Origin of the sequence: Rhodococcus sp. NPDC059234 (genome assembly GCF_042754225.1) — a bacterium.
Classification (GTDB): domain Bacteria; phylum Actinomycetota; class Actinomycetes; order Mycobacteriales; family Mycobacteriaceae; genus Rhodococcus_G.
Window position 1 is genome coordinate 11,358 of sequence record NZ_JBHZAH010000054.1, and the last position, 20,473, is coordinate 31,830.

A 20,473-nucleotide genomic window follows, 5' to 3' on the forward strand; every position below is an offset into this window, starting at 1 on the left:
CGGGTCGCTTTGCGTACCCTTTTCTCCCCCCGAGTCCTCGGCGCGGTAGCGGCGTCGACCGTCACGGCGTTCGCGGTGGCCGCGTGCGGCGCGTCCACCAGCCCCTCCGACACCGATGCAGCCGCGACGGTGTCGCTGCAGAACTGCGGGCGCGCGGTCACCCTGCACGGGCCTGCCGACCGCGCCGTCACCCTCAACCAGGGCGCCACCGAGACCGCGCTCTCGATCGGCGCGCAGGGCCGGATGGCCGGTACCGCCTACCTCGACGACGCCGTCGCGCCGCAGTGGCAGGCCGCCTACGCGCAGGTCCCGGTGCTCGACAAGAAGGACTACCCGAGCCGGGAGGCGCTGCTCGAGGCGAAGCCCGACCTGGTGACGGCGTCGTACTCGAGCGCGTTCGACGACAAGGCCGTCGGCTCGCAGGAGTCGTTCGACGAGCTCGGCATCGCCACCTACGTCTCGCCGTTCGGTTGCAAGGACAAGTCGAAGCGGCCCCCGGTCACCTGGGATTCGATCGCGACGGAGATCACCGACTACGGCACCCTGTTCGGCCGCGAGGGCGAGGCCGACGCGGTGGTCGCCCGGATGCGCGAGACGCTCGCGGGCGTCGAGTCGCACGCACCGGCACGGGGCAAGACGATCCTCTGGTACGACAGCAACACCACCACGCCCTACGTCGGAGGCAAGGCCGGCGGCCCGCAGCTGATCATCGACGCGGTCGGCGGCACGAACGTCTTCGCCGCGACCGACGCGGCCTGGGCCGACGGCAGCTGGGAGACGGTACTGGCCGCGAACCCGGACGTCATCGTGCTCGCGGACGCCTCGTGGGACACCGCCGAGGAGAAGAAGAACTACCTCCGCAACGATCCCGCGTTGCGAGACCTGAAGGCCGTGCGTGACAACGCCTTCGTCGTGGTGCCGTTCTCGGCGAGCACGCCCGGACCGCGGCTGATCGAGGGCGCGGCACTGGTCGCCGAGCAAGTGGGCGGCGGCCACGCATGAGCGTGCGGACCCGGGTGCCCGCCCGGGTTGCCGCGACGACGGCCACCGGATGGACGGCGCTCCTGTCCGTGCTGCTCGTCGTCAGCTGCGCGGCCGGGGTCGTGATCGGTGCGGCCGACCTGTCGATCGGCACGGTGGTCGAAGCGATCGCCGGACGCCTCGGCATCGGGACGGGAACCGACCTGCTGACCACGCACATCGTCGTCGACCTCCGGATGCCACGGGTGCTGGCGGCCGCGGCGATCGGCGCGGGCCTGGCCCTGTGTGGGGCGGTGTTGCAGTCGCTCACCGGCAACCCGCTGGCCGACCCGTACCTGCTCGGCATGTCCGGGGGCGCGTCGCTGGGCGCGGTCATTGCACTCACCACCGGGGTGAGTACGTTGGGCGCCTTCGGTTTCGGCGCGGTCGCCTCCGCCGCCTTCCTCGGCGCCCTCGGCAGCCTGCTGCTGGTGTTCGTGATCGCGACGTCGCGGTCCGGCGCGCTGCTACCCGGGCGACTGGTTCTCGCCGGGATCGCGGTGGGTCAGTTCACCGCTGCCCTCACGTCGGCGCTCGTGCTGCTCGGCGACCGGGACGCCGCGCACCGCGTCCTGACGTGGACGCTCGGCTCGGTCGCCGGAGTGCGCTGGTCGGGGCTGGTCGGCATCCTGATCGTCCTCACTGTGACCACCGCGATCGTGCTCGCCCACAGCCGGGTGCTGGACTCGTTCGCCTTCGGGGAACGTGCCGCCGCGAGCCTGGGCACCCACGTCGAACGCTCCCGGTGGGTGCTGTACGCGGCGGCGTCGCTGTGCACGGCGGCGCTGGTCGCGCAGGCCGGGGTGATCGGGTTCGTCGGACTCGTGGTGCCGCACGCGGCCCGGATGCTGGTCGGACCGCTGCACGCGCGCCTGCTCCCCGTCGTGGCCCTGCTGGGCGCGCTGCTGCTGGTGTGGGCCGACGTCGTCGCGCGCAGTGTGCTGCCGGGGCGCGAACTACCGATCAGCATCGTCACCGCCGTCGTGGGGGTTCCTGCGTTCGTGTGGCTGCTCCGCAGACGGGGGGCCCGGACGTGAGCCATCACTCGCCGGAGATCCGGGTCGAGGCGGTGACCTGGTCGCAGGGCGGCGCGACGATCCTCGACGCCGTGACGTGCGTGGCGCCGGCCGGACGCGTCACCGGGTTGATCGGCCCGAACGGCTCCGGCAAGACGTCGTTGCTCTCGGCGATCGCCCGGCTCGTGCGCCCCGACAGCGGCCGCGTCGTGATCGACGACAGACCGGCGACCGAGATGCACCGACGCGACTTCGCGCGGACCGTCGCACTGGTGGAACAACATTCGGCGACCGAACTGGATCTGACGGTCGAGCAGGTCGTCGAGCTCGGCGTGATCCCGCGTCGAGGCGGCTGGGCCCGGCCGGCCGCCGTCGGCGCGGCGAGCGCGGTCTCCGAGAGCCTCGCGATGGCGGGGATTCCCGAACTACGACACCGGTTGTGGCAGAGCCTGTCCGGCGGGGAGAAGCAGAAGACGCAGCTCGCACGCGCCTTCGCGCAGAAACCGTGCGTGCTGCTGCTCGACGAGCCCACCAACCACCTGGACGTGTCGGCGTCCGTCGAACTGCTCGACCTGATCCGGGTCCGCGGCCTGACGACGGTGGCGGCGATGCACGACCTCAACCTCGCCGCGATGTATTGCGATCACCTGGTGGTCCTGCGCGGCGGACGCGTCGCCGCCGAGGGACCGACCGAGTCCGTGCTCACCGCAGACCTGCTCGCCGACGTCTACGGGATCGACGCCCTCGTCCAACCCCATCCCCGAACCGGGCGACCGATGGTGGTGCTGTGCGGCACCGTCGACGAAAGCCTCGAAAGGAACCTCTCGTGAGCACGACCGCACGCTGGGTGATCGTCACCGCCCCCACCGACCGCGGCGATGATCCGCGCGACCAGGTGGTCGGGGCGCTCGCGGCACTGCGGAACCGCTACCCGGACACCGTCTTCCGGACGGCGGTGCTCGGGGGTTCGGGTCCCGCGGTCACCGGCGTGCTCGACGAGGCCGCCGCGGCCGGCGCCACCGAGGTGGTCGTGGTGAGCGCCCAGACGGTGCTGGACCGCAAGATCGACTCGTGGTTCCGCCGCGTCATCGGACACTGGTTGCGCGAGCACTCCGGGGAACAGATTCCCGACGTCCGGATCGCGAACCCGCTCTCCGACACAACGAACTACGCCGACCTGCTCGACGCCGCGGTGTCGAGCCCCACCACCCCCGCCCGGACCACCACCGCACCGCTCACCTCCCCCGCCTGGGACGAGGTCCCCGGTTTCGGGCGGCACGTGCTGGTGTGCCGCGGCCCGCGCTGTTCGGCCCGGGGCGGCCCGGAGACCGCGCAGGCCCTGGACGCGGCGCTCGAGGCGCGCGGTCTCGGCGACGACGACGTCCTCGTCACCCAGACCGGGTGCCTGTTCCCCTGCTCGCAGGCGCCGGTCGTGGTGGTCCACCCCGACAACGCCTGGTACGCGCAGCTGCACGCCGACCGCGTCGAGCGGCTCGTCGATCAGCACCTCGTGGCGGGGCGACCGGTCACCGAATGGCACGGCGCTCGTCGCACGTCTGCGATCCTGGAGCCATGACCGCCCCCGCGTCGCCCCGCGTCACGATCACCTACTGCACGCAGTGCAACTGGCTGCTGCGCGCCGGCTGGATGGCGCAGGAGCTGCTGAGCACCTTCGGCACCGAACTCGGCGAGGTGGCACTGGTTCCGGGCACCGGTGGCATCTTCCAAGTCACCGCCGGCTACACACTCGTGTGGGATCGGAAGCGGGACAGCGGGTTCCCCGACATCGTGACGCTCAAGAAGCTGGTGCGCGACGCGGTCGTGCCGGGTCGGGACCTCGGCCACGCGGACCGCGCGCGCAGCGACTGAACACGGGGCCTTGACGACCGCTCGACGAGCGACCAGTGTTGACGGCAGGCATGTGGGGGTGAATCTGCACCCGATCACACGGCCGAGCCAGCCGCGTATCGGTCGTGTGACGCAGCCGTGCCGCACACGATGGAGCTGAGGCAGCCATGACCGCTGACCAGGTAGACACCGGCGCAATCGATTCGGATACCACAGGAGAAATAGCCGGCGTCGTCGCCGGGCTACGTCGGGTCCACGCGAGCGGACGAACCAGACCCGCGCAGTGGCGGATCGACCAACTGCGCGGCATCGAACGAATGCTGGACGAACGCGAGGACGAGATCACCGCCGCCCTCGCCGAGGATCTCGGGCGAGACACCTTCGAATCCTGGATGGTCGACATCCTCCCCAACAAGATCGAGGCCGCCCACGCACGCAAGCGGGTGCGCCGGTGGATGCGCAGCCGGCCGCGCTCGCTGCCGATGCACCAGATGCCCGCGCTGGGGTGGGTGCAGTACGAGCCGCTCGGGGTGGTGCTCGTCATCGGGGCCTGGAATGCTCCGCTGACGGTCACCCTGGGACCGCTGGTCGCCGCGGTGTCGGCGGGCAACTGCGCCGTCGTCAAGCCTTCGGAGCTAGCCCCCGCGACAGCACGCCTGCTGGCCCGACTGCTCCCCGAGTATCTCGACGCCGAGGCCGTGGCCGTGGTCGAGGGCGACGGGCGCACCACCCAGGCCCTGCTCGCACAGGGCTTCGATCATGTGTTCTTCACCGGCGGTACCGAGATCGGCCGGAAGATCCTGGCAGGGGCCGCGGCGCAGCTGACACCGGTGACCCTCGAACTCGGCGGCAGGAATCCGGCGATCGTCATGCGGGACGCGGACCTTGCCGTCACCGCCCGTCGCATCGCCTGGACGAAGGTGGCCAACTCCGCCCAGTCCTGCATCGCGGCGGACTACGTACTGGCCGAGCGCTCCGTCCGGGACGAGCTGGTCGAGCGAATAGTCCACAGTCTCAACGAGTTCCGAAAATCTGGATCTGCGCGGGGCGTCCGAATCGTCAACACGCGCCAGTTCGACCGGCTGGCCGGGTACCTTGCCGACACCGAAGCGAGGGTCGCGCTCGGCGGCGGTTCCGATCGGGCCACACTGACCGTCGAGCCCACCGTGCTGGTGGACCCGAGCCCCGAGGAACCGGTCATGCGGGAGGAGATATTCGGGCCGATCCTGCCGGTCCTCGCGGTCGACTCGTTGGACGAGGCGATCGCCTTCGTCAACGCGCGGCCGAAGCCCCTCGCGTCCTATGTCTTCACGAGGTCTGCGCGGACGCGGCGTCGCGTGCTGGCCGAGGTCAGCTCCGGAGGAGCTGTGGTCAATCACCTCACCTACCAACTCGTGGCGCCCCAACTCCCGTTCGGCGGTGTCGGATCCAGCGGCATGGGCCGATACCACGGCAGGTCGGGTTTCAAGACTCTCGGCAACCGAAAGGCAGTGCTGCTCAAGCCGTTCAAGCCCGATCCCCGGTTCGCCTACCCGCCCTACACCGACCGGGCACGGAAGCTGATCCGCCGGATGTACCGGGCCTGAGAGGCCAACAGCGACGGCCGCGTCAGTCCGGCCGCGGCCCGTAGGTGTCCAGCATGACGACCGGGCCGTCCCCGAGCCGGCCGTCGGCGTCCATCTCGAGCGCCGCGGCGAACGCCTTCGCCGTGTAGACGGGGTCGAGGGTGATCCCGTGCTCGGCCCCGATCCGCTGCGCCGCCGCACCCGCCGGGGTCGCGTGCCCGTATCCGGGTCCGAGCCACTCCCCCGCCACCACGAGCGCGCCCGGCTCGAACTCGACCGGCCCGACCGCGGCGCCCCGCTCGACCAGCAGACGGTGCGTCCGGCGCGCGAGCCCGACGAGGTCCCGCTCGGCGAGCGGCAGGGTGTCGTTGACGACGACGCCGACCACCCGGGTGCGCAGTCCCGCGAGGCGCAGGCCCAGCAGCAGGCCGGCGGCGGTGCCACCCGAGCCCACCGCGGTCACCACGTACGCCGGCTCGGGCATCGCGCCGGACTCGACCTGTGCCGCGAGTTCGAGTGCGACCTCGACGTATCCGAGTGTCCCGAGGGGCGAGGACCCGCCCGCGGGCAGGTAGTACGGCAGGTGTCGGCCGCGGAGGTGTCGCGCGAACAACCAGGGTGCCGCCGCGATCGTCCGCGCCTTGGTCCGCGTGAAGTGCAGCGCGGCGCCGGAGCGCCGCAGGCGTTCGAGCTGGGCGCGCACGTGCTCGTCCATGGGCTGGTCGACGAGCGCCAGCGCCGTGTCGATGCCCTGCTCGCGCGCGTACAGCGCCGTGGCCAGGCCCCAGTTGGTGCCCTGGCCACCCACCGTGAGGATCTGCCGGGACCCTCGGGCGAGGGCGTCGGGGAGGATCCACTCCAGCTTGCGGACCTTGTTTCCGCCCCAGCCGCCCGATCCGTAGGCGCCCTCGTCCTTGCACCACAACCGGTTCCCGGCGCCGAGCCCGTCGAGATGGGTGATCGGGGTCGGGGGGGCGCCGAGGCGCAGGAACGGGGTGGTCGCCGCGAGCTCCGGAAAGAGCCGGTGCAGCGCGGGAGTGCCGGTCTGCTCCACGTGGCCCCCTAGACCGTGTCGAGCCGGCGGCGGAGCGCACCGGCCAGGTAGTCGAGATCCGGCCGGCGCGCGGAGACGGGGCGCCCGCGCAGGCCGAATCCGTCTCCCGGGGTGCGCGGGATGACGTGCAGGTGCACGTGGAAGACCTCCTGGCCGGCGACCGCGCCGTCCGCGAGGAAGAGGTTCACCCCGTCCGCGCGCGGGCCGTCCGCGGGCATCCCGGTGGGGTCGGTCCGGTCGCCGCGCAACGCGGCCGCCAGGCGCTGACCGACCGCGAAGATCCGGCCGCCGTCCTGGGGGTCCAGCTGTGCGAGGCCCACCGCGTGGCGCCGCGGGACCACCAGCAGGTGCCCCGGGGTGAACGGACGAATGTCCATGAAGGCCACGGTGTGCTCATCCTCGTACACGATGCTCGCCTCCGCCTCGCGCGCGATGATGGCACAGAAGATGCAGTGGCTCATGGGTTTTGATGATAGCGCCCCGGATCGTCCCGGTGGCCGGACTCGCCCCTTCTCGACACCGCCGGACGAACCCTAGCGTGTGCGCACCAACAGTGGACGGGAGTTGCGAATGAGCGCACGTAATCCGGTGGCACCCCTCGACGCGGGGGACGTCGGACACTTCGACCACGAGACGGACGTCCTCGTCGTCGGCTACGGCTGCGCGGGGGCGGCCGCGGCCCTCGAGTCCGCCGCGGCGGGCGCCGAGGTGGTCGTACTGGAGAAGGCCAGCGGTGGCGGTGGGTCGTCGGCCCTGTCCGGCGGCGAGATGTACCTCGGCGGCGGCACCCCCGTCCAGGAGGCGTGCGGGTTCTCCGACACCGCCGAGGACATGGCGAAGTTCCTCCTCGCCGCGCTCGGCCCGGACGCCGACGAGGAGAAGGTCGGCCTCTACAGCCGCGGCAGCGTGGCGCACTACCAGTGGCTCGTCGACCACGGCGTGCCGTTCAAGCCGTCCCTGTGGGACTCCCCCACCTGGGTCCCGCCGACCGACGACGGCCTGATGTGGATGGGTGAGAACTCCTACCCCTTCTGCGATCTCGCGACGCCGGCGCCACGCGGGCACCGCGTCACCTCGGACGGATTCGGGGGCAAGGTGCTGATGGCGGTGCTGAGCGAGGCGGTCGCGAGGACCGAGGTCGCGGTGCACACCGACACCTCGGCACTGCGACTGATCGTCGAGGCGGGCCGGGTCGTCGGTGTCGTCGCCCGTCACTTCAACGAGACCGTCACCTACCGGGCCCGCCGCGGCGTGGTCCTGACCACCGGCGGCTTCGCCGACAACGCCGAGATGGTCGCCCAGCACGCCCCGCAACTGGTGGGTCTCGGCGTCAACTCCGACGGCGGCGACGACGGCCGCGGCATCGTGATGGCGCAGGCGGTCGGCGCGGCGGTCAAGCACATGTCCGCCGGGCAGGTCGGCATCTCGCTGATCCCCGGGATGATGGTCCGCGGCATGATCGTCAACAGCGTGGGGCAGCGGTTCGTCAACGAGGACGTCTATCCCGGACTCGTCGGGCAGGCGGCCCTCTACAAGCACGGGCTGAAGGTGTGGGTGATCCTGGACGAGCAGGCCTACGAGGAGGTCCCGGAGCACGAACGCTGGGGTGTGCAACCGCATTTCGTCGCCGAGACCCTCGAGGAACTCGAACACGACATCGGCATGCCGCCGGGCGCGTTGCAGACCACGGTCGGCGAGTACAACCGGTTCGCCGTCGAGGGCCGGGACCCGTACTTCCACAAGGCCGAGCGCTGGCTGCGGCCGCTAGCGGCGCCGTTCGCGGCCATCGACGTGCAGCGCGGCATCGCCCCGCCCGAGTACGGCGAGGCCGGCCGCGGCGGCGCGGAGGTGTTCACCATCGGCGGCCTGCACACCACCGTCGACGGCCGCGTCCTAGACCTCGACGGCGACGCGATCCCCGGCCTGTTCGCGGCCGGGCGCGCGACGTCGGGCCTGCACTCGTGGGGCTACATCAGCGGCACCTCGCTCGGCGACGGCACCTTCTTCGGCAGGCGTGCGGGCGTCGCCGCCGCGGGCGAGTAGCGCGGCATAGCGACCGCCGAGCGCGCGCAGCTCCTCGTGGCTGCCGCGCTCGGTGGCTCGTCCGTGGTCGAGGACCACGATCTGGTCGGCGTCGCGGACGGTGGAGAGCCGGTGCGCGATCGTGATCGTGGTCCGGCCGCGGCTCACCACGTCGAGCGCGGTCTGCACGGCCCGCTCGGTCTCGTTGTCGAGCGCGCTGGTGGCCTCGTCGAGCACCAGGATCCTGGGGTCGCGCAACAGCGTTCGCGCGATCGCGATGCGCTGCTTCTCGCCGCCCGAGAAGCGGTGCCCGCGGGCGCCGACCATGGTGTCGTAGCCGTCGGGCAGGGACTCGATCAGCTCGTGCACCTGCGCGGCCCGCGCCGCGGACTCGATCTCCGCGTCGCTCGCCCCCGGTCGCGCGTGCCGCAGGTTCTCCCGGATGGTGGCGTGCAGCAGGTAGGTCTCCTGCGAGACGACGCCGACGAGTTCGGACACTTCCGCGAGCCGGATATCGCGCAGGTCGACGCCGTCGATCGTCACGCGGCCGGCGGTGGGGTCGAGCAGTCGGGCGACCAGCGACGCGAGTGTGGTCTTGCCCGAACCGGTCTCGCCGACCAGCGCCAGCGAGGACCCCGCCGGCACGTCGATCGTGACGCCGTCGAGGGCGTTGCGGTCCGCGTTCTCGTAGCGGAAGACGACGTTGTCGAAGCGGACCGCGCCGGCGACCGTCTCGCGCGGCATCCGCACCGGGTGCTGCGGGTCGTCGATCTCGACCTCCAGGTCCAGGTACTCGAAGATCCGGCTGAACAGCGCCATCGAACTCGTCACGGACACACCGACGTCCAGCAGGCTCATCAGCGGACGGAAGAGCGCGCCCTGCAGCCCCGTGAACGCGACCAGGGTGCCGATGGTCATGCCGCCGGAGGTCGCGGGCAGGCCGGCGGCCAGGTAGAGCAGGGCCGGGATGGCGGCGAACACGATGCTCATCGTGGCCATCCGCCAACGGCCGGACAGTTCCGAGCGGACCTCGAGGTCCGTCAGGACGAGCGAGGTGCCCGAAAAGCGCTGCGCCATGGCGGGACCGGCGCCGAGCGTCTTCCCCAGCTGGATTCCACTGATCGACAGCGACTCCTCGATCTGGGTCTGCATGTCGGCGAGCGTCCGCTGACGCTCGGCGGTGATGGCGCGCCGCATCCGGGCGACCTTGCGGGTCAGCCAGATCGCCGGCGGGAGCACGATCAGGGAGAGCAGCGACAGTCGCCAGCTCAGCACGGCCATCGCGACCGCGGTGCCCACCACGGTGGTGAGGTTGGACGCGATGGAGGTCGCGGTCGAGGTGACGACGGTCTGCATGCCGCCGATGTCGTTGGTGAGCCGGGACTGGATCTCGCCGCCGCGGGTGCGGGTGAAGAAGCTCAGCGACTGCCGGTGCAGGTGCGCGAAGACGTCGGTGCGCAGGCCGTGCATGATGCGCTGGCCGACGGTGGTGGAGATCCACGTCTGCACCACCCCGATGACGGAGACCGCGACGGTCACCGCGAGCATCGCGACGACCGTCCACACGAGCAGCGGGACGTCCTGCGCGGGGATGGCGCGGTCGATCACCTCGCGGACGAGGAACGGATTGGCCAGCGAGATCAGCGAGGACGCCACGATCAGCACCACGACCGCGGCGACCTGCCAGCGGTAGGGGGCGAATAGCGCGCCGATCCGGCGCAGGCTGACCGGCCGCTCCGTGAGTTGGGCGCGGTCCGCGGGGTCGACCTTCGCGCCACGCTGGCCGCGTCCGGGCCCAGGTCCGGGGCCGCCGAAATGGGGGCTCGTCATGCAACCACCCCTTTCGAGTGTTGGGGTTCGATTTACTGAGGTTCCCTCAACATGAGGTAGCTGTCAAGTGAGGTAAGCTCCGTCACCATGACCGAGGCATCGTCAGACCAGCTCCGAGACCTCGTGATGTCGGCGGCCCGCGGGCTGCGACGGGGGTGGCTGGCGGCGCTGGAACCGTGGGAGCTGTCCCCGCACGAGTTCCGGGCGCTGCGCGTGATCGATCGCGAGGCGGGGGGACGTCCGCGCCTCGGCGACGTCGCGAAGGCGCTGCGCATCGCGCCCCGCTCGGCGACCGAGGTGGTCGACCGGCTACAGAAGCGCGACCTGGTGGTGCGGGTCTCGGACGGCGTCGATCGACGGGCGGTGTGCGTGCGCCTCACCGAGGAGGGGCACGCACTGATTGCCGAGATGTCCTCGGTGCGGGACGCGCAGGCCGCCGACTTCTTCGCCCCGCTCGACCCCCACGATCGCGACGAGCTGCGGCGCATCCTCGGCCGACTCGTCGCCGACGAGACCTGACCGCCCGCCCGAGCGGGACGAGGAGCGGCGGCCCGGCGATCGGTCCCGCCGCGCACCGAAACCACCGGCGCGAACTCGAGTGCGACACGCCCGAGGGCCGTCGGCCCGAGGCCGCGGTCACCGACGGTTCGGCTCCACGAGATGCCGCCCGAGGGCCGACGAGAGGCCGGGGCCGGCCGCCCGCTCGACCGTGCGGATCCAGAGGGTTGACATGCCTGTATATACAGGACTATACATTTCCTACTTGTGGTATGTGACCCGCGACACAAGCATTGAGCGGGTGGGGATCCCCGAAACCCGACCTCGCCACGGCGAGATCGTCTGCAGAAAGACCGACCTATGACTCACGACGACTCCCCCGAGGTTCTCCTGGCACCCGAACGCCGCACCATCGACGTCGTTCCCGACGACGAACGGCACGGCACACCTCGAAGCCAGTTCACCCTGTGGTTCGGCGCGAACATGCAGATCACTGCAGTCGTCGACGGCGCTCTCGCCGTCGTCTTCGGCGCTGACGCGCTGTGGGCGATCCTCGGCCTGCTCATCGGCAACGTGCTCGGCGGGACGGTGATGGCGTTGCACGCGGCGCAGGGGCCGCGCATGGGTCTTCCGCAGATGATCTCGAGTCGCGCGCAGTTCGGCATCAAGGGCGCGGTCGTGCCGCTGGTGCTGGTGATCCTGATGTACCTCGGCTTCGCCGCAACAGGCACGGTGCTCGCCGGCCAGGCCGTGAACGCCGCCCTCGGCATCGACAACCCGACGGTCGGCATCGTCGTCTTCGGCCTGCTCACCGCCTTCGTCGCGATCGCCGGCTACCGGCTGATCCACATCGTCGGTCGCGTCGCCACCGTGGTCGGGGTCATCGGATTCACCTACCTCGCTGTTCGGCTGTTCGCCGAGTACGACGTCGCCGCCGCCGTCGGCGTCAAGGGCTTCGACATCGTCACCTTCCTGCTGGCGATCTCGCTCGGCGCCGGCTGGCAGCTGACCTTCGGCCCCTACGTCGCGGACTATTCCCGGTACCTGCCGCGGGAGACCAGCGAGCGCACCACCTTCTGGTCCACATTCCTCGGCAGTGTGATCGGCTCGCAGTGGTCGATGACCTTCGGCGCCCTCGTCGCCGCGGTCGCCGGCGACGCGTTCCTCGGGAACCAGGTCGGCTTCCTCGGAGAGCTTGCGGGCCCGGCCGCGATCGCCTTCCTCGTCTACCTGGTGATCGTCGTCGGCAAACTGACCGTCAACGTCCTCAACGCGTACGGCGGCTTCATGTCGATCCTCACCACCGTCACCGCCTTCGACGGCCGCTCCCAGATCTCGACGAGAGCCCGCACCCTCTACATCCTCGGCTTCATCTTCGTCTCGATGTTCATCGCGATCGCAGCGAGCGCGGACTTCCTCGACAACTTCAAGAACTTCGTACTGATGCTGCTCATGGTGTTCACACCGTGGAGCGCGATCAACCTCATCGACTACTACCTCGTATCCAAGGAGCGCATCGACATCCCCGCGCTGTATGACGGGAACGGCCGCTACGGGGACTGGAACGTGCCGGCGCTTGCGTGCTACGTGGTCGGCGTGGTCGCCCAGATTCCGTTCCTCGCGCAGAAGATGTACACCGGCCCGGTCACGGAATGGCTTGGCGGCGCGGACATCTCCTGGATCGTCGGCATCGTGTTGACCGCCGCCATCTACTACCCGGTCGCCAAGCGCACCGCGAACCCGCCCACCGCGATGATCTATCCGGCGCAGACCGCGATGGTCGACTCGCGGACCCGACCGCGCGCCGACGATGCCGGTCACGGCGACCCGAGGTTCGATCAGGTCTGACGCCGCGCTGCCCGAGCGGAGAGGTGCATCCTCGGCCACGAACTACGCGCCGCCGCAATCGGCTGAAGGTCTCGGACCGCGGCCCCTCCCGCTGGTCGTTCAGACGGACGTCAGGACGGCTCGCCGATCGATCGAACCGCGACCAGAACGCCCGGCGCCGGTCCCACCACAGGCCGCAGGAACCAAGGAGCCCCGATGCCGTCGAACGACACGCTCGTAGACCGCCCCAGCACACTGACCATGACGGTCTTGATGACCCCCGACATGGCCAACTTCTCCGGCAACATCCACGGCGGGGCCCTGCTCAAACTCCTCGACCAAGTCGCGTACAGCTGCGCCAGCCGATACGCCGGGACGTATGTCGTCACCCTCTCCGTCGACCGGGTCCTCTTCCGGGACACCATCCACGTCGGCGAACTCGTCACCTTCTCGGCGTCGGTGAACTACACGGGCCGCACCTCCATGGAGATCGGAATTCGGGTCGACACCGAGAACATCCGGGAAGGAACCAAGCGGCACACCAACAGTTCCTACTTCACCATGGTGGCCGTCGACTCCGACAAGACACCCGTTCCGATCGCCGCCCTGCCGCTGCACACCGACCTCGCCAAGGAACGCCACGCGGCGGCACACCAACGCCGGCGCGCCCAGCGGATCGCCTTCGCACGACCCCACGCAGTACCACCCGAACCCGAAACGCGGTGACACTGCCACCGCGCGACGCCCCCCGGTCGAGATTGGCGAGAACCCAGGCGAGCGATCGAATGCAGTACCGATTGCGCGCCACCTTAGGCGCCCGTCGCCAGGTCGAGCAGCCGAACGAACGCCTCTAGCAACCTTTGGTTGCGCATTCCCGCGGGATGCCCTACCGTCATATGCAACCAAAGGTTGCTAGAGGACGGGAGGACGGAATGGAATACGGCAGCATCGAGCGGGAGATCCACGTCGAAGCCGCGCCCGAGGTGGTCTACGAGGTCGTCAGCACGCCCGAACACCTGCGGGAGTGGTGGCCGGACGAAGCGGAGCTCGAGCCGGTGCCCGGGGCCACCGGGGTCATCTCCTTCGGCGACCGATCTGCGCCGGACGCGAAGGTCGTCTCGCTCACGGTGATGGAAGCCGACCCGCCCCGGCGGTTCTCCTTCCGCTGGGTCTACGACGAGGGTACGACCGCGACGTCGACCAACTCGCTCCTGGTGACCTTCGATCTCGTCCCGGCCGGCGCGGGCACGCTGCTGCGCTTCACCGAGACGGGTTTCCGCGAGAGGGGCTGGGAGGCAGCCGTACTCGAAGAGGCGTACCGCGATCACGTCACCGGCTGGGACCGCTTCCTGCCCCGCCTCGTCGCGTACGTCGCTCGGCTGGTGTCGGCGCCGTGAGCGTCACCGTCGACGACGACCTCTGGTCGGCGGTCGGGGACCCCATCCGGCGACGGATGCTCGACCTCTTGTTGACCGGCGGCAGCGGGACGGCGACCACGCTCAGCGAGCAGCTGCCGGTCACGCGGCAGGCGGTCGCCAAACACCTGGGGGTGCTCGACCGGGTCGGACTGGTCCACGTCACCCCGTCCGGGCGCGAGCGTCTCTACCAGGTCGACCAGGCCCAGCTCGCCCGCGCGGTCGCGCAGCTGTCCGCCGTCGGGGCCACCTGGGACGCCCGCCTGCATCGCATCAAGCGGATCGCCGAAGCGATCCAGCGCAGCCAGGACGGCTGACACCCCACACACACGAGCGTCGTCACATCCGTGGCGTCGCTGCCGAAACGCGCCCGAATCCGGACGCCGCACTGGAAAGAGGTATCGAGATGGTGGACATCCTGCACAGGGTCGGGGTCACGTCGAGTCCCGAGGCCGTCTACGCGGCCCTCACCACGGTCGACGGGCTGGCGAGCTGGTGGACCGAAGACACGGACGGTGACGGCGATGTCGGAGGAGTCGTCCGGTTCCGCTTCGGGCCCGGCGGGTTCGACATGAAGGTCCTGGACGCTCAGCCCGCCGAGCGGGTGCTCTGGGAGGTCATCGACGGTCCCGAGGAGTGGATCGGCACGCAGGTCCGATTCGAGCTGAAACAGGAGGACGGCTACACGATCGTGTTGTTCCGGCACGAGGGCTGGAGGGAGCCGGTGGAGTTCATGTACCACTGCAGCACCAAGTGGGCGACGTTCCTGATGAGCCTCAAGAAGCTGCTCGAAACCGGCACGGGCGAACCCGCGCCGGGCGACGTCCGGATCAGCAACTGGCACTAGCCGACCGTGCGAGCGGGCCGCGGCCGACCCGGTCGCCGACTCCGCGCCGAAGCCGTTGCGGCGGAAGATACCCGGCGCGAGAAAGCCCCCTGCTCGTACCGACGAGGACCGGTCCACGACACTGCGTGGGCCGGTCCTCGTCGAAGATCAGCACGACCCGGCCGGGCCACGAACGGCGCCGGCCCCGGCGGGCGACCCGGTCGCGGGACCGCTCCGGGCGCTACAGGATCGGCGACGGCGCGTAGCGCGCCGCCTCGGGGTACTGCTCGACGAGCAGCTCGACCCGGCGCACCACGGAGGCGACCTGCGCCTCGGCGGCGCCGATGAACGCGGACTTGTCGTCCAGTGCGGCGTCCAGCTGCGCACGGTCCAGCGGGAACCGGTCGTCGGCCGCGAGGCGGTCGAGCAGGTCGGGCTCGCGACCGTCCTCGCGCATCGCCAGCGCCACGGCGACCGCGTGCTCCTTGATGACCTCGTGCGCGGTCTCACGTCCGGTGCCCGCGCGCACGGCGGCCATGAGCATCCGGGTGGTCGCCAGGAACGGCAGGTAGCGGGTGAGTTCCTTCTCGATCACCGCCGGGTAGGCACCGAACTCGTCGAGCACGGTCAGGAAGGTCTCGATCTGTCCGTCGATCGCGAAGAACGCGTCGGGCAGCGCGACGCGGCGCACCACCGAGCAGAACACGTCGCCCTCGTTCCACTGCGCGCCGGCCAGCTCGGCCGCCATCGACGCGTAGCCGCGCAGCACGACCTGCAGGCCGTTGACGCGCTCGCAGGAGCGGGTGTTCATCTTGTGCGGCATCGCGGAGCTGCCGACCTGGCCGGGCTGGAAGCCCTCGGTGACCAGTTCGTGGCCCGCCATCAGGCGGATCGTGTGCGCGAACGAGGACGGTCCGGCGCCGACCTGCACCAGCGCGGAGAGCACGTCGTGGTCGAGCGACCGCGGGTACACCTGACCGACGCTGGTCAGCACGTGCGCGAAGCCGAGGTGCTCGGCGACCTTCGCCTCGAGGAACTCGAGCTTCTCGGTGTCGCCGTCGAGCAGGTCCAGCATGTCCTGCGCGGTGCCCATCGGGCCCTTGATGCCGCGCAGCGGGTAGCGGTCGATCAGCTCGCGCAGCCGGGTCAGTGCCACGAGCAGTTCGTCGGCGGCGGAGGCGAACCGCTTGCCGAGGGTGGTGGCCTGCGCGGCGACGTTGTGACTGCGGCCGGCCATCACCAGCGACGAGTACTCGGCAGCCCTCGCGCCCAGTCGCGCGGCGACGGCGACGCCGTGCGCGTGCACGTGCTCGAGCGACCGGAAGATCTGCAGCTGCTCGACGTTCTCGGTGAGGTCGCGGCTGGTCATGCCCTTGTGCACGTGCTCGTGCCCGGCGAGGGCGTTGAACTCCTCGATGCGCGCCTTGACGTCGTGCCGGGTGACCCGCTCGCGGGCGGCGATCGACTCCAGGTCGACGTTCTCGATCACCCGCTCGTAGTCGGCGAGCGCCTCCTCCGGGACGTCGATCCCGAGTGCGGCCTGGGCCCGCAGCACCGCCAGCCACAGCTGCCGCTCGAGCACGATCTTGTGCTCGGGCGACCACAGCGCCGTCAGTTCGGGGCTGGCGTATCGATTGGCAAGGACGTTGGGGATGCGGCTCACGGATGCCCAGTTTACGGCCACCGCCCGGGACGCGGTCGGGGGCTACGCCGAGGCGGGCGGCGCCACGACGTCGATCACCTGGAGCAGCATGTCGCGCGCGAGTGCCTTGGGGTCGGGGTCGGCGTCACTCAGCGCCCCCACCACGGCGCCGTCGACGACGCACACGAGCCGCCGCAACTGGTCCTGTCGGACCTCGCGTCCGGACCGCCGCAGCACGTCGACGAGCAGGTCGTCGAGCTGGGCGCGCAGCCGCAACTGCACCTCGCGCAGCTCGGGATGCCTCGCGAACGCGACGAACCTCTCGTACCGGTTGACCAGTTGCTCGCGCCCGCGCGGGCCGTCCTCGAACACCCCGACGAGCATGTCGACGATCAGCTCGACGGTCGCGTCGACACCCCGATTGCGTTGGGACACTTCGGCGATCCGAGCCCGCATCACCTCGAGCTCCCGCAACCCGCACAGTTCCGCCGCCGCCGCGTTCAGGTCGTCGAGGGACTGGAAGTAATAGGTCGTCGACGCGAGCGGCAGGTTCGCCCGCGCCGCGACCGCCCGGTGCCGGACGGCCTCGAACCCGCCCTCGAGCAGGAGGTCGGAGGCCGCTTCGACAAGCGCGATACGGCGCCTCTCACCCTTGGGGGTCGCCGCTTCTGTCACCAGCCCCATCCTGCCAGCGCGCGGAGACTCCCCGCGTCGAATTGATGAACACAGGTTAACTATCCGAGCATCCGGCTACGACCCAGGCGTGCCAACGCCTCCTCGATGTCCGCTGTCGCCCCCGCGAACGACAGTCGCATCGTCCGGTCGCCGTGCACGGTGTCGAAGTCGATGCCCGGCGCCACCGCGACCCCGGTCTCGCGGAGCAGCTCCGCGCACCAGGCCGTCGAGTCGTCGGTGAGATGACCGATGTCGGCGTACACGTAGAACGCGCCGTCGGCGGGGGCGAGCTCGGTGATCCCGAGCCGCGGCAGCCCCGACAGCAGCACGTCCCGGTTCACCGCGTAGCGGCGCACGTGCCCGTCGAGTTCGGCGAGGGACTCGTCGGTGAACGCCGCGAGCGCCGCGTACTGCGAGACGGCCGGCGGGCACACCGTCATGTTCGACGCCAGCCGCTGCAGCGCGCGCCGAAGCCCGGTCGGCACCAGCATCCAGCCCAGCCGCCAGCCGGTCATCGAGAAGTACTTCGACACCGAGCCGACCACGACCGCCTCGGTGGAGGTCTCCCACGCGGATGCCGTTGTGGTGTCACCGAATTCGATGCCGTGGTAGATCTCGTCGGATATCAGCAACGTGTCGTGCTCGGCGCACCAGCGCGCCAGCGCCGCCAACTCGTCGCGGTCGATGACGGTGCCGGTCGGGTTCGCCGGACTGGCGACGATCAGTCCCGCGGGCGGGGTGTCGAGCGCCTCGAGCATCGCGACCGTGGGCTGGTACCGGGTCTGCGGGCCGCAGTCGAGTTCGACCACCCGGCAGCCCAGCGCGGTCAGGGTGTTGCGGTAGGCCGGGTATCCGGGCCGCGCCACCACCACCGTGTCCCCGACATCGAAGGCCGCGAGGAACACCAGCGTGAACGCGCCGGACGAGCCGGTGGTCACCACGACGTCTTCCGGGTCGACCGCGATTCCGGAGCGCGCCGAGTGGTAGCCCGCGATCGTCTCGCGCAGCGGCAGGATCCCGAGACTCTCGGTGTAGCCGAGCAGATGGGCGTCGACCGCCTCGTGCGTGGCCCGCAGCACCGGTGCAGGCGCGGGCGTGGACGGCTGCCCAGCGGCCAGCGTCAGCACGTCGCCGTGGGTTCGCGCCCGCTCGGCGGCCGCCGCCCACACGTCCATCACGTGGAAGGGCGGAACCTTGGATCTCCGGGACTCTGCTCGCACCAATCCAGGCTAGCCTTCCGCCCTTCCGCGACCACCGCCCCCGACCCTGCACCGAACGAGGGTTCGGTGGCCGTACCGATCCGGAGACCGGCCACCGAACCCCCGTTCGACGATTGCGCCGCGGCTAGTGCAGGTCGTTGGCGACGATGTTCGCCATGTTCCGCTCGGCCAGCGCGGTGATCGTGACGAACGGGTTGACGCCGACGTTGCCCGGCACGAGCGAGCCGTCCATCACGTACAGGCCCGGGTACTCGGGCAGGCGACCGTAGTTGTCGGTGGCCTGGTTGAGGATGCACCCGCCGAGCGGGTGGTAGGTCAGCCCGTCGCCCCACGTCTTGTACACGCCGAACAGGTCGGTGCGGTAGATCGTGCCTTCCTTCTGGTTGATCTTGTCGAAGACCCGCTTGGCCATGTCGATGCCCGGCTGGTTCTGCGAGGTCTGCCAGGACAGGTCGACCTTGCCCGAGCCCGAGTTGAACTGGAACTGCGCGCGCTGCGGGTTCTTGGTGATCGCCAGGTAGAGGCTGACCCACAGTTCGGTTCCGGCCGGGAACGGGGCGATCTCCGCGAACACCGGGCCCGCGGTGTCGGCCCAGTTGTCGATGCCCATGGCCGGGATCGACGACTGCTTGGCACCGGTCGGGTCCCAACCCTGGTTCGCCCGGCCGACCATGATGTTGCCGTTGTTGCCCCAGCCCTGGCCGACCGCGCCGGACAGGTTCGGCAGCAACCCCTGCGCCTTCATCGCGACCAGCAACTTGCTGGTACCGACGCTGCCCGCCGCGAAGAACACCTTGTCCGCGGTGACGGTCTTGGTGCCGACGACGTTGCCCTGCTCGTCGATCTGCTCCATCTCCACCGTGTACCCGCCACCCGTCGCCGCCGGCGAGACCTTCGTGACGCGATGGAGCGTGGTGATGGTGAGCTTGCCGGTCGCCGACGCCTGCGCGAGATAGGTCTTGTCGAGCGACTTCTTGCCCGCGTTGTTGCCGTAGATGACCTCGCCGGCGAGCGCCGACTTGGTGACCGATCCGGCGTCCTCCTGCTTCATGTAGTTGAAGTCGTAGACGTTGGGCACGAACGTCGTCTGGAAACCGGAGCGCTCGGCGGTCTTCCGGCCCACCCGGGCAAACTTGTAGTAATCGGTTGAGTTGAACCAGGTTTCGTCGATGTTGTTGACGCCGAGTCCGGCGTTCGCCTTCGGGAAGAAGGTGTTGTACATCTCGTTGGAGTCGACCGACGGCAGGATCTCCTCGAAGTAGCCGCGCTTGGGCACGACCGCCATGCCGCCGTTCACCAGCGACCCGCCGCCGACGCCGCGACCCTGGTAGACGGTGATTCCGCCCATGTTCTCCGCGTCGAGCACGCCGACGTACTTCGCGATGTCCTTGTCCACCGATCCGCCGGAGAAGTACCCGACCGGTTGCGCGGTGCGGTTTCTCAGCCAGTACGAGCGGCCGTCCGGCTTGAGCATCGGCGAGAAGATCTTGCCGTCCGAACCCGGGGTGTTCCAGGCCTTGCCCATCTCCACGATGTTGACGTCGATGCCGGCCTGGGTCAGCCGCAGCGCCGCAACGGCGCCGCCGTAACCACTGCCGATCACCAGCGCGGGGACCCGGTCCCCGGTGTTGAGGGCGCGGCGCGGCGCGGCGGCCGCGGCGACCCACGATGACGACAGGGCGACGGCCCCGGCCGCAATTCCCGTGGCCGCCAAGAACCTTCGGCGGGAAAGATGTGAAGTTGATGCAGCCGATCCTCGTGACGCTCGGTATTCGCTCAACGGAACCTCTCAGTCGACAGCCGATAAAGTAGAAATCGTTATACCGGCGTCCGACGGAGATTGTTCCGAATACTGACGGGTAGGTAGCGTATATCGTTCGGCCGACACCGATCGAGTCGAAAACGCTGTGCGACAGCGCCTTCGCCGGTACGTTCGTTTCCCCCGCCGCGAATTGCCACATGGCCTCCGGCACCACCACGAGCCCGCCGCGTCGCCGACCGCCCGGACTGTTCGT

The 20,473-nt window shown here is 70.1% G+C and carries 19 protein-coding genes and 1 pseudogene; 13 read left to right on the plus strand and 7 right to left on the minus strand.

The window, feature by feature from the left end:
• Window positions 1-9: 9 nt before the first annotated feature.
• The 6 genes from ACFXGJ_RS13410 (at window position 10) to ACFXGJ_RS13435 (ending at window position 5,470) form a co-directional block, all read left to right on the plus strand.
• Window positions 10-1,002, plus strand: coding sequence for an ABC transporter substrate-binding protein (locus ACFXGJ_RS13410; RefSeq protein WP_378620319.1), 993 nt, complete (start codon window positions 10-12; stop codon window positions 1,000-1,002).
• Window positions 999-2,057, plus strand: a complete 1,059-nt coding sequence (locus ACFXGJ_RS13415; protein WP_378620321.1) for a FecCD family ABC transporter permease — start codon at window positions 999-1,001, stop codon at window positions 2,055-2,057. The genes ACFXGJ_RS13410 and ACFXGJ_RS13415 overlap by 4 nt, the downstream gene beginning before the upstream one ends.
• Window positions 2,054-2,866: an ABC transporter ATP-binding protein gene (locus tag ACFXGJ_RS13420; RefSeq protein ID WP_378620323.1), complete on the plus strand. Its 813-nt coding sequence runs from the start codon at window positions 2,054-2,056 to the stop codon at window positions 2,864-2,866. The genes ACFXGJ_RS13415 and ACFXGJ_RS13420 overlap by 4 nt, the downstream gene beginning before the upstream one ends.
• Window positions 2,863-3,612: an NAD(P)H-dependent oxidoreductase subunit E gene (locus ACFXGJ_RS13425; protein ID WP_378620326.1), complete on the plus strand. Its 750-nt coding sequence runs from the start codon at window positions 2,863-2,865 to the stop codon at window positions 3,610-3,612. Before ACFXGJ_RS13420 ends, ACFXGJ_RS13425 begins: the two co-directional genes overlap by 4 nt.
• The gene (locus ACFXGJ_RS13430; RefSeq protein WP_378620328.1) at window positions 3,609-3,905 is read left to right on the plus strand and encodes a SelT/SelW/SelH family protein; all 297 of its coding nucleotides are present in this window, start codon (window positions 3,609-3,611) and stop codon (window positions 3,903-3,905) included. The genes ACFXGJ_RS13425 and ACFXGJ_RS13430 overlap by 4 nt, the downstream gene beginning before the upstream one ends.
• Before the next feature lie 146 nt (window positions 3,906-4,051).
• Entirely contained in the window at window positions 4,052-5,470 is a 1,419-nt protein-coding gene (locus ACFXGJ_RS13435; RefSeq protein ID WP_378620330.1) for an aldehyde dehydrogenase family protein, read from the plus strand.
• Between the two features lie 22 nt (window positions 5,471-5,492).
• On the opposite strand, the gene ACFXGJ_RS13440 is transcribed toward ACFXGJ_RS13435, so the two are convergent.
• Together ACFXGJ_RS13440 and ACFXGJ_RS13445 are read right to left on the minus strand one after the other, a co-directional pair.
• Window positions 5,493-6,503, minus strand: a complete 1,011-nt coding sequence (locus ACFXGJ_RS13440; RefSeq protein ID WP_378620332.1) for a 1-aminocyclopropane-1-carboxylate deaminase/D-cysteine desulfhydrase — start codon at window positions 6,501-6,503, stop codon at window positions 5,493-5,495.
• Between the two features lie 8 nt (window positions 6,504-6,511).
• Window positions 6,512-6,964, minus strand: coding sequence for an HIT family protein (locus tag ACFXGJ_RS13445; protein ID WP_378620337.1), 453 nt, complete (start codon window positions 6,962-6,964; stop codon window positions 6,512-6,514).
• Between the two features lie 109 nt (window positions 6,965-7,073).
• On the opposite strand from ACFXGJ_RS13445, the pseudogene ACFXGJ_RS13450 reads away from it, so the two are divergent.
• Window positions 7,074-8,480, plus strand: a pseudogene (locus tag ACFXGJ_RS13450) (FAD-dependent oxidoreductase); the annotation flags it as partial.
• On the opposite strand, the gene ACFXGJ_RS13455 reads toward ACFXGJ_RS13450, so the two are convergent.
• Complete coding sequence (locus ACFXGJ_RS13455) at window positions 8,397-10,355, minus strand: ABC transporter ATP-binding protein (RefSeq protein ID WP_378620340.1); 1,959 nt, start codon at window positions 10,353-10,355, stop codon at window positions 8,397-8,399. The pseudogene ACFXGJ_RS13450 and the gene ACFXGJ_RS13455 overlap by 84 nt on opposite strands.
• Window positions 10,356-10,442: 87 nt before the next feature.
• Here ACFXGJ_RS13455 and ACFXGJ_RS13460 point away from each other — a divergent pair, with 87 nt between their 5' ends.
• The 6 genes from ACFXGJ_RS13460 (at window position 10,443) to ACFXGJ_RS13485 (ending at window position 14,942) form a co-directional block, all read left to right on the plus strand.
• Window positions 10,443-10,874, plus strand: a complete 432-nt coding sequence (locus ACFXGJ_RS13460; RefSeq protein ID WP_378620342.1) for a MarR family winged helix-turn-helix transcriptional regulator — start codon at window positions 10,443-10,445, stop codon at window positions 10,872-10,874.
• A 339-nt stretch (window positions 10,875-11,213) separates the two neighbouring features.
• Window positions 11,214-12,701, plus strand: coding sequence for a purine-cytosine permease family protein (locus ACFXGJ_RS13465; RefSeq protein ID WP_378620344.1), 1,488 nt, complete (start codon window positions 11,214-11,216; stop codon window positions 12,699-12,701).
• Between the two features lie 195 nt (window positions 12,702-12,896).
• Window positions 12,897-13,406 (plus strand): acyl-CoA thioesterase, encoded by a 510-nt coding sequence (locus ACFXGJ_RS13470; protein WP_378620346.1) that lies wholly within the window; start codon window positions 12,897-12,899, stop codon window positions 13,404-13,406.
• Between the two features lie 206 nt (window positions 13,407-13,612).
• Complete coding sequence (locus tag ACFXGJ_RS13475; protein WP_378620348.1) at window positions 13,613-14,077, plus strand: SRPBCC family protein; 465 nt, start codon at window positions 13,613-13,615, stop codon at window positions 14,075-14,077.
• On the plus strand, window positions 14,074-14,412 hold the full coding sequence (locus ACFXGJ_RS13480) for an ArsR/SmtB family transcription factor (RefSeq protein ID WP_378620351.1): 339 nt from the start codon (window positions 14,074-14,076) through the stop codon (window positions 14,410-14,412). Before ACFXGJ_RS13475 ends, ACFXGJ_RS13480 begins: the two co-directional genes overlap by 4 nt.
• 89 nt (window positions 14,413-14,501) lie before the next feature.
• Window positions 14,502-14,942, plus strand: a complete 441-nt coding sequence (locus ACFXGJ_RS13485) for an SRPBCC domain-containing protein (protein WP_378620355.1) — start codon at window positions 14,502-14,504, stop codon at window positions 14,940-14,942.
• Between the two features lie 220 nt (window positions 14,943-15,162).
• Here ACFXGJ_RS13485 and purB read toward each other — a convergent pair whose 3' ends face one another.
• The 4 genes from purB to ACFXGJ_RS13505 all read right to left on the minus strand — a co-directional run bounded on the left by purB (window position 15,163) and on the right by ACFXGJ_RS13505 (window position 19,932).
• Window positions 15,163-16,584, minus strand: coding sequence for an adenylosuccinate lyase (purB, locus tag ACFXGJ_RS13490; protein ID WP_378620358.1), 1,422 nt, complete (start codon window positions 16,582-16,584; stop codon window positions 15,163-15,165).
• Window positions 16,585-16,626: 42 nt separating this feature from the next.
• Window positions 16,627-17,238 (minus strand): TetR/AcrR family transcriptional regulator, encoded by a 612-nt coding sequence (locus ACFXGJ_RS13495; protein WP_378620360.1) that lies wholly within the window; start codon window positions 17,236-17,238, stop codon window positions 16,627-16,629.
• 59 nt (window positions 17,239-17,297) lie between these two features.
• Window positions 17,298-18,458, minus strand: a complete 1,161-nt coding sequence (locus ACFXGJ_RS13500; protein ID WP_378620362.1) for a pyridoxal phosphate-dependent aminotransferase — start codon at window positions 18,456-18,458, stop codon at window positions 17,298-17,300.
• A 124-nt stretch (window positions 18,459-18,582) separates the two neighbouring features.
• Complete coding sequence (locus ACFXGJ_RS13505) at window positions 18,583-19,932, minus strand: GMC family oxidoreductase N-terminal domain-containing protein (protein WP_378620364.1); 1,350 nt, start codon at window positions 19,930-19,932, stop codon at window positions 18,583-18,585.
• Window positions 19,933-20,473 lie beyond the last annotated feature (541 nt).

Coding starts and splice junctions, on each gene's coding strand:
- ACFXGJ_RS13445 (WP_378620337.1), bottom strand. CDS start 6,964: ATGAGCCACTGCATCTTCTGTGCCATCATCGCGCGCGAGGCGGAGGCG.
- ACFXGJ_RS13430 (WP_378620328.1), top strand. CDS start 3,609: ATGACCGCCCCCGCGTCGCCCCGCGTCACGATCACCTACTGCACGCAG.
- ACFXGJ_RS13460 (WP_378620342.1), top strand. CDS start 10,443: ATGACCGAGGCATCGTCAGACCAGCTCCGAGACCTCGTGATGTCGGCG.
- ACFXGJ_RS13475 (WP_378620348.1), top strand. CDS start 13,613: ATGGAATACGGCAGCATCGAGCGGGAGATCCACGTCGAAGCCGCGCCC.
- ACFXGJ_RS13435 (WP_378620330.1), top strand. CDS start 4,052: ATGACCGCTGACCAGGTAGACACCGGCGCAATCGATTCGGATACCACA.
- ACFXGJ_RS13455 (WP_378620340.1), bottom strand. CDS start 10,355: ATGACGAGCCCCCATTTCGGCGGCCCCGGACCTGGGCCCGGACGCGGC.
- ACFXGJ_RS13415 (WP_378620321.1), top strand. CDS start 999: ATGAGCGTGCGGACCCGGGTGCCCGCCCGGGTTGCCGCGACGACGGCC.
- ACFXGJ_RS13485 (WP_378620355.1), top strand. CDS start 14,502: ATGGTGGACATCCTGCACAGGGTCGGGGTCACGTCGAGTCCCGAGGCC.
- ACFXGJ_RS13505 (WP_378620364.1), bottom strand. CDS start 19,932: ATGCTCAAGCCGGACGGCCGCTCGTACTGGCTGAGAAACCGCACCGCG.
- ACFXGJ_RS13465 (WP_378620344.1), top strand. CDS start 11,214: ATGACTCACGACGACTCCCCCGAGGTTCTCCTGGCACCCGAACGCCGC.
- ACFXGJ_RS13470 (WP_378620346.1), top strand. CDS start 12,897: ATGCCGTCGAACGACACGCTCGTAGACCGCCCCAGCACACTGACCATG.